Origin of the sequence: Arthrobacter subterraneus, assembly GCF_900099735.1 — a bacterium.
GTDB lineage: Bacteria > Actinomycetota > Actinomycetes > Actinomycetales > Micrococcaceae > Arthrobacter_D > Arthrobacter_D subterraneus.
On record NZ_FNDT01000001.1, the window covers coordinates 336414 to 351382 of the forward strand.

A 14969-nucleotide genomic window follows, 5' to 3' on the forward strand; every position below is an offset into this window, starting at 1 on the left:
CCCCACAGCGACGGAACAGGATTATGGCAACCACGACGCAGACAGAAGCGCCGAACACACGCATCGTTGAACTAGACATCGAAGGCATGACCTGCGCCTCCTGTGTGGCCCGCGTCGAACGGAAACTGGGCAAACTCGAGGGCGTCAGCGCCACGGTCAACCTTCCGCTTGAGTCAGCCCAGGTCACGGTCCCGGAGACGGTAACCGACCAACAGATCGTCGAGACGGTCAACGCGACCGGCTACAAGGCCACACTCAAGACGGCCTCGGCCCCGGAGGTACCGGAGCGGGGTGCCATTGCACCCGATACCGGCGGTCCCCGTGAGGGGCAGGCGGCAGCCGGAACACCGGTCCATGTGCACGCTGCCGGACTGCTGCGGCGGCTGATCGTAGCCGCGGTGTTCACCGTTCCCGTGGTGGTTGTTTCGATGGTCCCGGGAGCCCAGTTCCCGAACTGGGGGTGGCTGGCCCTTGTCCTGACGCTTCCGGTGGTGAGCTGGGCGGCCTGGCCGTTCCACCGGGCTGCGGCCATCAACGCCCGGCACCTGGGATCCACGATGGATACCCTGGTCTCGCTCGGGGTCACCGCCGCGTTCCTGTTCTCTGCCTGGCAGCTCTTCGCCGACCCTGACCTCACCGCCCACCCTGGCATGGACATGGATGCGCACGCGCTCTACTTCGAAGTCGCCGCCGTGGTCGTAACCTTCCTGCTGCTCGGCCGCTACCTGGAAGCCAACGCCAAGCAGCGGGCCGGAGACGCCCTCAAGGCACTGCTGAACCTCGGGGCGAAAGAGGCCGTGGTCCTGCGTCACGGGGTGGAGACACGTGTCCCGGCCGGATCCCTGGCCGCCGGCGATGTCTTCGTCGTCCGCCCGGGCGAAAAGATCGCGACCGACGGCATTGTCGCAGAGGGCGAAAGCGCGGTCGATGTCTCTCTGGTCACGGGAGAATCAGTGCCGGTGGACGTGACACCGGGCGACCCGGTCACCGGGGCAACCATCAACGCCTCCGGCCGCCTGCTCGTCAGGGCAACCAGGGTGGGCAGCGAAACCACTTTGGCGCAGATGGGCCGCCTCGTCAGCCAGGCTCAAAGCGGCAAAGCGCCGATCGCCCGGCTCGCCGACCGCATCAGCTCCGTATTCGTGCCCGTCGTCCTGGCCGTCGCCGTGCTGACGTTCGTCCTCTGGATGGTCATCACCGGTGACCTGAACGGCGCCTTCACTTCCGCCGTCGCCGTGCTCGTCATCGCCTGCCCCTGCGCCCTCGGGCTCGCGACCCCGGTGGGGCTGCTCACCGGCACCGGACGCGGAGCCCAGCTCGGCATCCTGATCCGCGGACCCCAGGTCCTCGAAGACACCCGCACGGTAGACACGATCGTGCTGGACAAGACCGGCACCGTCACCACCGGCAACCTCGCCGTCACCGCCGTCACCCCGCTGGCCTCCATCGGTGAGGATGAGATCCTGCAGTTGGCTGGAGCCGTCGAAGCCGCCAGCGAGCACCCGCTCGGCCGCGCCATTACCGCCGCCGCCGGGCAGCACGGACCGCTCCCGGCGGTCAGCGCTTTCACCAGCACCCCCGGCGGCGGGGTCCGCGGCACTGTCAGCGGGCACACCGTCGTGGCAGGACGCGAAGGCCTGCTGGCCGGTCACGGTATCACCGTCACGCAGGAACACCGCGAGCTGCTGTCCGAGTTGCAGGATGGCGGTGCGACCGCCGTCTGGGTCGCCGTCGACGGGACACCTGCCGGGATCATCAGCCTCAGGGACACCATCAAGGACGGCTCGAAGGCGGCCGTGACCCGGTTCCGGGAGCTTGGGCTGCGCCCGATGCTGCTCACCGGAGACAACGCTGCCGTCGCGGCGCAGGTCGCGAAGGCCGTCGGCATCGACGCGCACGATGTGCTGGCCGAAGTCCTACCGCATGAGAAAGTCGAGCACGTCCGCCGCCTCCAGGTCTCCGGCAGGACAGTGGCCATGGCCGGCGACGGCGTCAACGACGCCGCTGCACTGGCACAGGCCGACCTGGGCATAGCGATGGGATCAGGCACCGACGTGGCCATCGAAGCAGCCGACCTGACGGTCATGGGCGATCACCTGCCACAGGTAGCCCAGGCCATCGAACTCTCCCGCCGCACCCTCGCCACGATCAAGACAAACCTCTTCTGGGCCTTCTTCTACAACGCGGTCGGAATCCCGATCGCCGCGCTAGGACTGCTGAACCCAATGATCGCCGGTGCCGCCATGGCTGCCAGCTCCGTACTTGTCGTCACAAACTCGCTCCGGCTGCGCCGCTTCGGACGCTAGTCCAATCAGAGCTGGAGCAGCAGCAGGTCATTGCAGGCCAAGGGTCTGAACGAGACGGGGAGGGCCCACAGTCCCCTCTGTGGCCGGCTCCGGGGCAGAAAGACGGATGGATCACGCCTTGTGTGAACCGGGCGTATTCGCTTCCGATCGGTCACAGTCCATGCCGCTGCCTAAAGGCGCTGAAGCGTTAGAACCGCGCGGGCTGTTCGCCCAGGATAAAGTGCCGGCCGCTGATGCGCTCCGGTTTCACCTCGATGTAGAAGTCCTTCAGCGTGGGAACCCAGGTTTTCAGTCCCAGGCTTTCGGCTTCGGCAATCTCTGCGCCGGACTGCAGGACCCTGGCTGTTCCCTTCACGACGACGCTCCACGCTTCGTCACTGCCGATACCGTCCGTTTCGAACACCACGTTCTCGTTGATGGTGATCTCCGCGAGCTTCGTGCCCGGTGCGCTGCGCATGAGCAGCACTCCGTCGTGCACCAGGTAGTTAATAGGGAAGATGTCCGTCTCCCCCGCCGCTGTCAGGACAATCCGGCCGTGCCGGGTCTTTTCCAGCAGCTTCCAGCACTGGTCGTCGGTGAGTTCAAGGATCGGATCGTCATGTTCGAACATCATGCCCCCCACTCTTCAAAGGTTTGCTGCAAAAGCAAAGCGGCTCAGCGACAGTCCGCCCGGTGCGGGTGGGTAAACCGTGCGGCAGGCCTGCCCCGCCTCGTGGCCGGAGCCGCCGGCGACTGCCTTCGTTTGAGCGCCCAAGGGGCAACTGTGCCAGCTCCAGGGAACTTGCGGTACCCCCAATGATCTGCCCCTGGCATCAGGGTGTACGTGTGTGGATTCTGCTGCCCGGTCCGGCACTCCCGGACCGGGCAGGACAGTCAGCCAGGCCACCGGCAAATTGGTGCCAGGCATTCCGGCACCTCGAGTCCCGCATAAGAACAGTTGCCGTTCTTCGGCAGCCGGGTGTGCCGGAGAATGGGTACGGGCAGGCAAAATGACGCGACGAGCTTTAAAGCGTGCGGGCCTGTGCGTTGCGCTGTAGGGGAAAGGTTGTGGTCCGAATGAAAATGACCGACACCGAACTACTATCAGTACCGGCCGGCCCTGCCGACGATCCGGCACGGATGGCAAGGATCCTGACTGGATTCGAGGAAGGGTTCGATGCGTTGGCCCGGATAGGCAAAGCCGTCACGGTCTTCGGATCCTCCCGTACGCCGCGTGAGGATCCCGACTATGACCTGGCACGACGGCTGGGAGCAGAATTAGCCGGACAGGGATTCACCGTCATTACCGGCGGTGGCCCCGGCATCATGGCCGCGAACAGGGGTGCTAAGGAGGCGGGCGGAACCTCGGTAGGTTTGGCATAGAGCTTCCCCACGAGCAAGGCTTAAACGACTACCTCGATGTATCCGTCACGTTTAAGATACTTCTAGATACTTCTAGATACTTCTAGATACTTCTAGATACTTCTAGATACTTCTAGATACTTCTAGATACTTCTAGATACTTCTTTGCGCGAAAGCTTATGTTCGTTCGATATTCATCAGCGTTCCCGGTACTTCCCGGTGGGTTTGGAACTTTGGACGAACTGTTTGAAGCCCTCACGTTGGTGCAGCCAGGGAAGATGCACGAATTCGCAGTGGTCCTGTTGGGCTCCGAGTGCTGGAGCGGCCTCTACTCGTGGTTGCTCGAGAAGCCCGGAAGCCGGGGCCTGATCGCCCCGGCCGATTTACGGTTGCTCCGAATTGCCGACAGGTCGACGACGCCGCCGGGTTCGCCCATGAGTGTCACCTCCGCCAACTCGCCCTGCAACGGCACCAGCACCGCCCGCCCCTTCCCCGGTACCGGCTGCACACGAAGCCCTTTGACCCCATGGCGGGTCTTCCGGAAATCCTCCCCCATCAGGTCACGCCCTGATGATTCCGGCTGGCATTGGAAGCCGGCGGGCGGACCCCGGGGACACAGTTCACCATACTGCCTTGGGTGTGAGCCATACCCCATGGTAAAGACCTTGACGCATACCCATAGTGGGTATACTTTGGGATTACCGGAACATGCTGTCTCGGCCCCGCGAAGGGTCCTACGCGATGAAGGTCCCCGCAGTGCGGCAGGGCCCTCTCAGGTCAAAATCGGCCCCACCGCACGCTTTGCAACCATCTTTGAGGAGATCGATATGTGCGGTTCAACAGTCCAGGAAACCCCCCGGAACACCAACAGCGCGCCAGGCTGCTCCTGCTGCGGCCCGGCCCAGCACTCCGAAGTGATCATCCAGACCACAACCCCTGCCGCCACAGAGTCGGAATACCTGGTTAACGGCATGACCTGCGGGGGCTGCGCCTCCGGCGTCTCGCGCGAGATCGGCAGGCTCGACGGTGTCGGTGATGTCCAGGTCTCGCTGGTTCCCGGCGGCACCTCGAAGATTACGGTTCGCAGCACAGGACCGTTGTCCCCTGAGGCCGTCCGCGCCGCGGTAGCCAATGCGGGCTATGAGCTCGCCGGAAGCAGGTAGCCGCTGTTGACGCCGGCCTGCACTGTGCGGGCCGGCAAGGCTGACCCGTCACAGTGAAAGTGCCGGCGAAGACACATCCCCCGGATTCCCTCCTCCTCCCCCTGCCTCCTGCCGCCATATGGCAAAGACCGGGACGCACGGCGGATCGTTGGAAACAAAAGCTCAAAGCCCTGAGTGCGCATGTATGCTCGGACTTGGGGCTTGCCCCGGCGGGACTTTCAGATCGAAGATCAGGGGGTAAGCACTATGCCTGGAGCACGGCGCCGATGCCTTCGCTCCCCCTTGTCCGCGTGGCTGGCGGCACTTACCCTGCTCGCCGTTCTTACCGCCGTGAGCACAGGCTTCCCCACGAATCCAGGCCAATGGTCCGAAGCCTCCGGATGGGGCGCTCAACTCGAATCGCCCGCGCCGGCGGGTTCAGATTCCCCGGACCACGGCCACCGCCTCTCCAATGACAACACCGCTGCGGCGAACGTCTCTGCCTCAGTCCTTCCCGACAGCTTGGCGCCCACCGGCCATTGCCCACACAGCGACGGCCAGGAAGCCAAGTGCTCCACTGGCATAGCCCCTGCGGTGTTGACGGAGTCCTTGTCAGACAGACCCGATTTCAGCCCCACCTTCATGGTGGCGGGTCCGCCGGCTGCTACGGCTGACACATCAAAGACGCACGCGAAACCCGTCTGCCTTCTTCAGCTTTCCACCAGCCGCGTTTAGGACAACTTTGACCTGATCCATTGTGCCGGGCACCAGCGGATCAGGTCCTTCCGCCACCGCATGTTCCCGGCGTGCGATCACGCTGAGCTGGAACTTCCGCATCGCTTGAGCAACGTCAATTCCGAGAGGAACAAATACCCGTGAATCAAAAAACCCAAACCGCGGTCATGGAGGTATCCGGTGTCCACTGGGCCTCGTCCAAGTCGGTCAGCGAATCCGTGCTGTCCCGCAGACCGGGCGTGCTCAGCGTGGAGACCAATCCTGTGGCCCAGACCGCCAACGTCACTTTCGACCCGGACCGGACTTCGGTCGCGGAACTGACCCGGTGGGTGCGTGAGTGCGGCTACCACTGCGCCGGCCAATCCGTGCCGGAGCACATCTGCGACCCCATGCATGAAGACCATGCAGGGCACGAAAGCCATTCAGGACACGGAACGACGGCGCTGAAGGAACCCGCGGCACCGGGCGGCACGGAGAACATCACGGTTCAGGAAGCTCAGGTCTCCCACGGGGAGCACGGGGAGCACGCCGGGCACGGCAAGGCCGCGGTCCGGGACGCGCAGGAAGTCATGGGCCACGGCGGGCATGGCGGGCACGGCATGTCGATGGAGTCCATGATCCGTGACATGCGCAACCGCTTTCTCCTGGCGGCTCTGCTGTCAATACCCATCACCCTCTGGTCGCCTATCGGGCGCGACGTCCTCGGCTTCACGGTCCCGGCCCCGTTCGGCCTGCGCGACGACGTCTTCGCGCTCATCCTGTCCCTGCCGGTGATCTTTTACTCGGCTTGGATCTTCTTTGACGGCGCCTACCGGGCGTTGAAGGCCCGCACCCTGGACATGATGGTCCTGGTCGCCGTCGGCGTCGGAGCCGGCTGGCTTTACAGCCTCATCGTCACGCTGACCGGTGGCGGCGAAGTGTTCTACGAAGCGGCCACCGTCCTGGCCACCTTCGTGCTGCTGGGCCACTGGTTTGAAATGCGGGCACGGGGCGGCGCCAACGACGCCGTCCGTACGCTGCTCGAACTCGCACCCTCGATGGCCCTGGTCATTCGCGACGGGGAACCGGTGGAAGTCCCGACCGCCGAGGTGATGCCCGGGGATTTGATGCTGGTCCGTCCGGGATCGAAGATCCCCACCGACGGTGTCGTCGAAGAGGGCGAATCCGAGATCGATGAGTCCATGGTCACCGGGGAAAGCCTGCCGGTCGCCAAATCCGCCGGCTCTGAGGTGATCGGCGCTTCGGTGAATACCACCGGTACGCTCCGTGTCCGGGCCACCAAAGTCGGCGCCGACACCGCCCTGGCACAGATCGTCGCTCTGGTGCAGGAGGCCCAGAACTCCAAGGCACCCGGGCAGCGGCTGGCGGACCGGGCCGCGTTCTGGCTCGTGTTCGTCGCCCTGATCGGCGGCTCGGCGACGTTCCTGGCCTGGTGGCTCGCCGGCGCCAGTGTGGCCCAGGCTATCCTGTTCGCCATCACCGTGGTGGTCATCACTTGCCCTGACGCCCTCGGTCTGGCCACTCCGACCGCGATCATGGTCGGCACCGGGTTGGGCGCCAAACGCGGCGTGCTGTTCAAGAATGCCACGGCACTGGAAACCTCCGCCCGCATCGATACCGTAATTCTTGACAAGACCGGCACCCTGACCAAGGGCGAACCGGAAGTCACCGATTTCATCGCCCACGGCATCGGCGAGGATGTACTTCTGGCCCTCGTCGCCGCAGTGGAACGCGAATCCGAGCACCCCCTGGCCGGCGCCGTCGTCAACTACGCCGTGGCCCGGGGCGTGTCCTCGCTGGACGCCAGTTCCTTCCGGAATGTCCCCGGACACGGTGCCGGTGCCACCGTGGACGGGCGCAGGGTCCTGGTGGGGAACCGAAAGCTCATGATTGCCGAAGGCGTTGATATTGCCCCCATCGCCGAGCAGCGTGAAACCCTCGCCTCCACCGGCCGCACCGCGGTGTTGGTGGCCGTGGACGGCAGGGCCGCCGGTGTCATCGCCTTGGCCGATGCCGCCCGCGAGACCGCTGCCCCCGCCGTGGCGGCCCTGCACGAGGCCGGGATCGAGGTTGTCATGCTCACCGGCGACAACGAGGCCACCGCCAGGCGCATCGCCGCCCAGCTGGGCATCGACACGGTCATCGCCGAGGTGCTCCCGGAGGATAAATCCGCGAAGGTAACCGAACTTCAGAAGGCGGGTAAACGGGTCGCCATGGTCGGCGACGGCGTCAACGACGCCCCCGCCCTCGCCCAGGCCGACCTCGGCATCGCCATCGGTGCCGGCACCGACGTGGCCATCGAAACCGCAGACGTGGTGCTCATGCGCTCTGATCCGCTGGACGTGCCCACAGCATTGCGCATCGGCAAGGGCACCGTGCGCAAGATGCGCCAGAACCTGGGCTGGGCCATCGGCTACAACGTCATCGCTCTGCCGATCGCCGCCGGCGTCTTCTACCCCTCACTCGGCATCATGCTCAGCCCGGAAATCGCCGCCATTTCGATGTCCGGTTCCAGTGTCATCGTCGCGGTCAACGCCCTGCTCTTGAAGCGGCTGGACCTGCCGGAGCCGGGAGAGGCCATGGGCCAGGTCGCCGAAGCCGCGCCCGCACCCCAACCCACCGGCGCGAAGTAGATACAGCGGTTCAGATTACGACCGTCATGACGAAAGCGAAAGGCAGCTACATCCATGAACCACACTCAGGAACTGTCCGAGAAGGATTGCGTACTGACACCCGATCAGCTTCAGCGCATCCACGCCTGGTGGCGGGCGGCAAACTATCTGTCCGTGGGGCAGATTTATCTGATGGACAACCCGCTGCTGCGGGAACCGCTGCGGCCGGAGCATGTTAAGCCGCGGCTGCTGGGGCATTGGGGCACCACTCCGGGACTGAACTTCATTTACGCCCATTTGAACCGGGTCATCATGGAGCGGGACCTGGACATGATGTACGTCATGGGCCCGGGACACGGCGGGCCGGGCCCGGTCGCCGCCGGGTGGCTTGAAGGTACCTACAGCGAGACCTATCCCGATGTATCCCAGGACCTGGCGGGGATGAAACGGCTGTTCAAACAGTTCTCCTTCCCGGGAGGCATTCCCAGCCACGTCGCCCCGGAAACCCCCGGATCCATCCATGAAGGCGGGGAGCTGGGGTATGCCCTCTCCCACGCCTACGGGGCGGCCTTCGACAACCCGGACCTGATCGTCGCGGCGGTTGTGGGAGATGGGGAAGCCGAAACCGGGCCGCTGGCGGCGAGCTGGCACTCCAACAAGTTCATGAACCCGGCACGTGACGGGGCCGTGCTGCCGATCCTGCACCTGAACGGCTACAAGATCGCCAATCCCACGGTCCTGGCCCGCATGGACCGGGACGAACTGGACGGGCTGCTGCGCGGCTACGGCCACACCCCCTACTACGTTGAGGGCGAAGACCCGGACCAGATGCACCAGGACTTCGCCCGGACCCTGGACGCCTGCCTTGACGAGATCCGGGAAATCCGCCGCCGTGCCCGGGACGAGGGCCGGACCGAACGCCCGCGTTGGCCGATGATCGTGCTGCGCTCCCCCAAGGGATGGACGGGACCGGCCGAAGTCGACGGGCAGAAGGTCGAAGGCTCCTGGCGCTCCCACCAGGTGCCCTTCAGCGCCGCACGGGAAAACGAGAGCCACCGGCAGGTCCTGGAGGACTGGCTGCGCAGCTACCGCCCGGAGGAACTTTTCGACGACTCCGGTGCCCCGGTCGAAGCGGTCCGCGCCCTGCACCCGGAAGGGGCACGGCGGATGAGCGCCAGCCCGCACGCCAACGGCGGTGTCCTGCTGAAGGACCTGCGGATGCCCGACTTCCGCGACTACGCGGTGCCGGTGTCCGAGCCGGGCACCGGGGCGGTGGAGGCCACCCGTGTGCTCGGTGAAATGCTGCGGGACGTCATGGCCGCCAACATGGACAACTTCAGGGTCTTCGCCCCGGATGAGAACAATTCGAACCGGCTCGGCGCCGTGCTGGAAGCCACGGACCGGGCCTGGAACGCCCGGACCGTCGAGGAGGATGACCATCTCGCCCGTGATGGCCGGGTGATGGAGATCCTCTCCGAGCACACCTGCCAGGGCTGGCTGGAAGGCTACCTGCTCACCGGCCGGCACGGGCTCTTCTCCTGCTACGAGGCCTTCATCCACATCGTGGACTCCATGTTCAACCAGCACGCCAAGTGGCTGGATACCGCCAACGGCATCTCCTGGCGCCGGCCGGTCGCTTCCCTTAATTATCTGCTGACCTCCCACGTCTGGCGACAGGACCACAACGGCTTCTCCCATCAGGATCCGGGCTTCATCGACCACGTGATCAACAAGAAGTCCGAGGTGATCCGCGTGTACCTGCCGCCGGACGCGAACACGCTGCTGTCCGTCGCCGACCACTGCCTGCGCAGCCGCCAGTACGTCAACGTGATCGTGGCCGGCAAGCAGCCGCAGCTGCAGTATCTGGACATGGACGACGCCATCGTGCACTGCACCAAGGGCATCGGCATCTGGGACTGGGCCAGCACGGATGCCGGCACCGAACCGGACATGGTGATGGGGTGCGCCGGGGACGTGCCGACCATGGAAACCCTGGCCGCCGTGGACATCCTGCGCTCCCGCTTCCCGGACCTGAAGATCCGGGTGGTCAACGTCGTGGACCTGATGCGGCTGCAGGACGACGCCGAAAATCCGCACGGCCTGGCCGACCGTGAGTTCGACGCCCTGTTCACCACGGACAAGCCGGTCATCTTCGCCTACCACGGCTACCCGTGGCTGATCCACCGGCTCACCTACCGGCGCACCAACCACGGCAACTTCCACGTCCGCGGGTACAAGGAGGAAGGCACGACCACGACACCGTTCGATATGTGCGTGCTCAACGAGATCGACCGGTTCAGCCTGGCCATCGACGTCATCGACCGGGTGCCGCGCCTGAAGGACATCGCGGCGCACGTGCGCGAGGAGCTGAAAAACAAGCTGATCGAGCACCGCCAGTACATCCGGACCCACGGCGAGGACATGCCCGAAATCAGGAACTGGCAATGGGCCGCCGTGCCCGGGCCGGCCAACCAGCCGGCCGATGAAGCGCGAGAGGAACCGGTTTAGCATGTCCCCCGTTCATCCCGGCGGACTACACCCGTCCCAGGCCTCCGGGCACCGCACCCTATTGCCCTTTGATGCTGTGCTCTTCGATATGGACGGAGTCGTTACCCGGACCGCCGTCGTACATGCGGCGGCCTGGAAGGAGCTGTTCGATTCCGTCCTGGCCGACCCGCGGTCCGGCACAGGAGCGGACACCCCACCGTTCGACGCTGATGCGGACTACCGGCTTTATGTGGACGGCCGGAAGCGGGAAGACGGCATCCGCGCCTTCCTGGCCTCCCGCGGGCTGCACCTGTCCGAAGGTTCCCCCGGTGACCGGCCGGAAGCCTGGACGGTTGCCGGACTGGGGTCGCGCAAGAATGACCTGTTCCTCACGGCACTGGCCCGTGACGGGGTCAGCGCCTATCCCGGGACTGTCGCGCTGCTGGAACGGCTCCGCGAGGCGGGTATTCCCGTGGGCCTGGTCACGGCCAGCCGCAACGCTGCTGCCCTCCTGAAGGCGGCGGGCCTCGAACCGGCATTCGACGTGATCATCGACGGCCAGACCGCCGAGGATCAGGGTTTGCCCGGCAAGCCGGATCCGGCGATGTTCCTCGAAGCCGCCCGCCGGCTCGGCGTGCCGCCGGAGTGTGCCGCGGTCATCGAGGATGCCGTCTCCGGCGTGCAGGCGGGCCGCCGCGGCGGCTTCGGGCTGGTGGTCGGCATCGACCGCACCGGTCACCGGGAGCAGCTGGAACTGGCGGGGGCCGACGTCGTCCTGGGCGATGTCGGCCAGCTGGATCTGGGTGCTTCACGCACCGATCCCTGGACGCTGGTCTACGAAGGATTCGACCCGGCGCACGAGGGCCACCGGGAGGCCCTGACCGCCCTGGGCAACGGGTACATGGCCACGCGCGGGGCACGCCCGGAGCGCAAGGACGACGGGATCCACTATCCGGGGACCTACCTGGCCGGGGTCTACAACCGGACTGCGGGCCTCATCCACGGCCGCGAACTGGAAGAAGAGCACGTGGTCAACGTCCCCAACTGGCTGCCGGTCGACGTCCGCATCGGTGACGGGCCCTGGTGGTCAACCGGCGACCTCGACGTCACGGAAGAACGAAGTGAACTCGACCTGCGCCGGGGCGTGCTCACCCGCCGCGCCACCCTCACCGGCCCCGAAGGCGGGCAGCTGTCCGTGGTGCAGCGGCGGCTGGTCTCCATGCACCGCCACCACCTGGCGGCCCTGGAAACCACGCTGACGGCCCGCGGCTTCACCGGCACCCTCAGCGTCCGGGCGGGCATCGACGCCCAGGTGGCCAACACCAACGTCCGCGCCTACGTCGGCACCGGCCAGGGGCACCTGGCGGACGCCACGTTCACCGAGACGGACAGCAGCACCGTCCTGTGCGAGGTCGAGACCACCCAGAGCCGGATACGGATCGCCCTCGCCGTCCGGACCGGGTTCAACGGCGCTGCAGCGGTCACCTCCCGCGGTGCCGAAAACGGTAACGCACGGTACCGGCGGCAGTTCGACCTCCGGCTGGCCGACGGGCAGCCCGTCACCATGACCAGGACCGTGGCCCTGGCCACCTCCCGGGACGGTGCCATCTCCGCTCCCGCGGCTGGAGCCCTGGCGGAGCTGTCCCGCCACGATACCGGCTTCGGCACGCTGCTGGAGGACCACGAGGCGGCCTGGCGGCGGCTATGGGACCGGTTCGGGATCACCCTGGACGCGGACCGGCAGTCACAGCTGGTGCTCAACCTGCACGTGTTCCACCTGCTGCAGGCCATCTCCGGGCACAGCGCCGTCCTGGACGCCGGGGTGCCGGCCCGGGGCCTGCACGGGGAAGGCTACCGCGGACATGTGTTCTGGGACGAACTGTTCGTCCTGCCCGTGATCGGGCTGCGCCTGCCGGAGGTCAGCCGGGCGCTGCTGGAGTACCGCTGGCGGCGGCTGGACGCCGCGCGGTCCGCCGCCCGCGCCGAAGGCCTGAACGGCGCGCTCTTCCCCTGGCAGAGCGGCAGCGACGGCCGGGAGGAGACGCCCCGCCAACTGTACAACCCCCGGTCGGCCCGGTGGATGCCGGATAACTCCAGCCGCCAGCGCCACGTCGGACTCGCCGTCGCCTACAACGCCTGGCAGCACTTCCAGGCCACCGGCGACCGGGACTGGCTGGCATCCCGCGGGGCGGAACTGATCATCGAAGTGACCAGGATGTTCGCCTCCCTGGCCACCTTCGACCCGGCCGGGGACAGATACCACATCGCCGGCGTGATGGGACCGGACGAGTACCACGACGGCTACCCCGACGCGCCCGGGACCGGCCTGCGCGATAACGCCTACACCAACGTCCTGCTCTCCTGGATCTGCGACCGCGCGGCCGACGTGCTGCGGGAACTGGCAGGCCACCCCGGCGACGATGTCGCCGACCGGCTGCACATCAGTCCGGAGGAGATCAGCCGCTGGTCCCGGCTCGGTTCCAGGCTCGCCGTCGCTTTCCATGCTGACGGGGTCATCAGCCAGTTCGACGGGTACGAGGACCTGCTCGAACTGGACTGGCCGCGTTACCGCGCCAGGTACGGCAACATCGGGCGCCTGGATTTGATCCTCGAAGCCGAAAACGACGACACCAACCGGTACAAACTGGCCAAACAGGCCGACGTGCTGATGCTCCTCTATCTTCTCGGGCCCGCCGGCGTGACCGGCCAGCTGCGCCGGCTCGGCTATCCGGTCACCGAAGAGGACCTGGAACGCACGGTAAATTACTACCTCTCCCGCACGGCAGAAGGTTCCACGCTCAGCCGCGTAGTGCACGCCTCGGTGCTCTCCCGGTTTGACGCATCCCGGGCCTGGCAGGTCTTCCGCGAAGCCCTGATCGCCGATCTGGACGACACCCAGGGCGGCACCACGCGTGAGGGAATCCACCTGGGCGCGATGTCCGGGACGGTCGACATTGTTATCCGCTCCTTTGCCGGCCTACAAATCGAGGCCGACGCCCTGACCTTCGCTCCCCGGCTGCCCGCCCACCTGGGAACAACCGGATTCCAGGTCCAGTACCGGGGGCACCGCATCGACGTGCACCTGGGCCCGGAACACCTCCGGATCCGGCTGCAGCCCTGCACCGCGCCCCCGGTCCGCATCGGCGTCGCGGGAAACTACGCGCTGCTCGCCGGCGGCGACGAAAAGACTTTCCCCGTAGCGTCAACGCCGGGACTGTCCGGGCCGGCACCAACCACAAAACCAACAACGCAACCGCAATCAGGAAGGACAAGCCCATGAGCAAGACCAGAGTGGCCGTCAACGGATACGGGGTCATCGGCAAACGCGTCGCGGACGCAGTCGCACTGCAGCCGGACATGGAACTGATCGGCATCGCCGACATCGTCACCGACTGGCGGATCCAGTCCGCTGCGGGAAGGTTCCCGCTGTTCGCGTCCACAGACGAGGCCCGGCAAGCGATGCTTCAGGCCGGGCTTCCCGTCGCGGGCTCACTGGAGGACCTCCTGGGGCAGGTGGACGTCATTGCCGACACGACACCCAAACACGTGGCAGCAGAGAACCTGCCCCGCTACCGGGCCGCAGGCGTGAAAGTTGTGCTGCAGGGCGGAGAATCCCACGAGACCACGGGGCACTCGTTCGTGGCCCAGGCCAACTATGAGAGCGCGCTGGGACGGGACATGACCCGCGTGGTCTCCTGCAATACCACCAGCATTGTCCGGGTCCTTGGCGCGCTGCAGGACGCCGGGCTGCTGGCCAAGGCCCGCGGCGTTCTGATCCGCCGCGCGACCGACCCCTGGGAGTCGCACCTGGGCGGGATCATGAACACCATGGTCCCGGAATCTAAAATCCCTTCCCATCAGGGGCCTGACGCCCAGACCGTCCTGCCCGGCCTGGACCTGGTGACCATCGCGGCCAAAGGCGCCCACACCCAGACCCATAACCACTACTGGACGCTGCAGCTCACCCGCCCGGCCAGCCGGGAGGAAGTCCTCGCGGCCCTGCGCACCGCGCCGCGCATCGCGTTCATCCGGATGGCCGACGGACTCGTCGCCCTGAACTCGACCATCGAACTGATGAAGGACCTCGGCCGGCCCCGCGGGGACATGTGGGAAGTCGCCGTCTGGGAGGACCTCGTCACGGTCCAGGGCGACGAGGCCTACCTGACCTACCAGGTCTACAACGAGGCCATCGTCGTACCCGAAACCATCGACGCCATCCGCGCCCTGACCGAAACCGCGCCCGACGCGGCGGACTCCATGAAGATCACCGACTCAACCCTGGGCATGCGGCAGGACTTCCTCGCCGAAAACGTGTCCGCCCTGCGCGGCGACCGGTGAACCATAAC

At 66.3% G+C, this 14969-nt stretch carries 9 protein-coding genes and 1 pseudogene; 8 read left to right on the top strand and 2 right to left on the bottom strand.

Going from position 1 to position 14969, the window contains the following annotated elements:
• Window positions 1-23: 23 nt before the first annotated feature.
• The gene (locus BLS52_RS01595; RefSeq protein WP_071416376.1) at window positions 24-2306 is read left to right on the top strand and encodes a heavy metal translocating P-type ATPase; all 2283 of its coding nucleotides are present in this window, start codon (window positions 24-26) and stop codon (window positions 2304-2306) included.
• A gap of 187 nt (window positions 2307-2493) precedes the next feature.
• Here BLS52_RS01595 and BLS52_RS01600 read toward each other — a convergent pair whose 3' ends face one another.
• Window positions 2494-2919: a pyridoxamine 5'-phosphate oxidase family protein gene (locus BLS52_RS01600; RefSeq protein WP_071416375.1), complete on the bottom strand. Its 426-nt coding sequence runs from the start codon at window positions 2917-2919 to the stop codon at window positions 2494-2496.
• A gap of 443 nt (window positions 2920-3362) precedes the next feature.
• Here BLS52_RS01600 and BLS52_RS19090 point away from each other — a divergent pair, with 443 nt between their 5' ends.
• The gene (locus BLS52_RS19090) at window positions 3363-3668 is read left to right on the top strand and encodes an LOG family protein (protein WP_156783986.1); all 306 of its coding nucleotides are present in this window, start codon (window positions 3363-3365) and stop codon (window positions 3666-3668) included.
• 158 nt (window positions 3669-3826) lie between these two features.
• Window positions 3827-3997: pseudogene (locus BLS52_RS19095) on the top strand (LOG family protein); the annotation flags it as partial.
• On the opposite strand, the gene BLS52_RS19100 reads toward BLS52_RS19095, so the two are convergent.
• Window positions 3976-4155: a hypothetical protein gene (locus BLS52_RS19100; RefSeq protein WP_217636718.1), complete on the bottom strand. Its 180-nt coding sequence runs from the start codon at window positions 4153-4155 to the stop codon at window positions 3976-3978. The pseudogene BLS52_RS19095 and the gene BLS52_RS19100 overlap by 22 nt on opposite strands.
• Window positions 4156-4474: 319 nt before the next feature.
• On the opposite strand from BLS52_RS19100, the gene BLS52_RS01610 reads away from it, so the two are divergent.
• The 5 genes from BLS52_RS01610 (at window position 4475) to BLS52_RS01630 (ending at window position 14961) form a co-directional block, all read left to right on the top strand.
• Window positions 4475-4810 (top strand): heavy-metal-associated domain-containing protein, encoded by a 336-nt coding sequence (locus BLS52_RS01610; RefSeq protein ID WP_071416372.1) that lies wholly within the window; start codon window positions 4475-4477, stop codon window positions 4808-4810.
• Window positions 4811-5664: 854 nt separating this feature from the next.
• Complete coding sequence (locus BLS52_RS01615) at window positions 5665-8157, top strand: heavy metal translocating P-type ATPase (RefSeq protein WP_231942015.1); 2493 nt, start codon at window positions 5665-5667, stop codon at window positions 8155-8157.
• A 54-nt stretch (window positions 8158-8211) separates the two neighbouring features.
• Window positions 8212-10644, top strand: a complete 2433-nt coding sequence (locus BLS52_RS01620) for a phosphoketolase family protein (RefSeq protein WP_071416370.1) — start codon at window positions 8212-8214, stop codon at window positions 10642-10644.
• Between the two features lies 1 nt (window position 10645).
• A complete protein-coding gene (locus BLS52_RS01625) occupies window positions 10646-13903 on the top strand; it encodes a beta-phosphoglucomutase family hydrolase (protein ID WP_090584248.1) in 3258 nt (1085 codons plus the stop codon).
• A complete protein-coding gene (locus BLS52_RS01630) occupies window positions 13900-14961 on the top strand; it encodes a type II glyceraldehyde-3-phosphate dehydrogenase (protein ID WP_071416369.1) in 1062 nt (353 codons plus the stop codon). Before BLS52_RS01625 ends, BLS52_RS01630 begins: the two co-directional genes overlap by 4 nt.
• The last annotated feature ends 8 nt before the right edge of the window (window positions 14962-14969 follow it).

Bases quoted from the DNA above. Each gene is read 5' to 3' on its own strand.
- BLS52_RS01595 (WP_071416376.1), top strand. From the start codon at position 24: ATGGCAACCACGACGCAGACAGAAGCGCCGAACACACGCATCGTTGAA.
- BLS52_RS01600 (WP_071416375.1), bottom strand. From the start codon at position 2,919: ATGATGTTCGAACATGACGATCCGATCCTTGAACTCACCGACGACCAG.
- BLS52_RS19090 (WP_156783986.1), top strand. From the start codon at position 3,363: ATGAAAATGACCGACACCGAACTACTATCAGTACCGGCCGGCCCTGCC.
- BLS52_RS01610 (WP_071416372.1), top strand. From the start codon at position 4,475: ATGTGCGGTTCAACAGTCCAGGAAACCCCCCGGAACACCAACAGCGCG.
- BLS52_RS01620 (WP_071416370.1), top strand. From the start codon at position 8,212: ATGAACCACACTCAGGAACTGTCCGAGAAGGATTGCGTACTGACACCC.
- BLS52_RS01625 (WP_090584248.1), top strand. From the start codon at position 10,646: ATGTCCCCCGTTCATCCCGGCGGACTACACCCGTCCCAGGCCTCCGGG.
- BLS52_RS01630 (WP_071416369.1), top strand. From the start codon at position 13,900: ATGAGCAAGACCAGAGTGGCCGTCAACGGATACGGGGTCATCGGCAAA.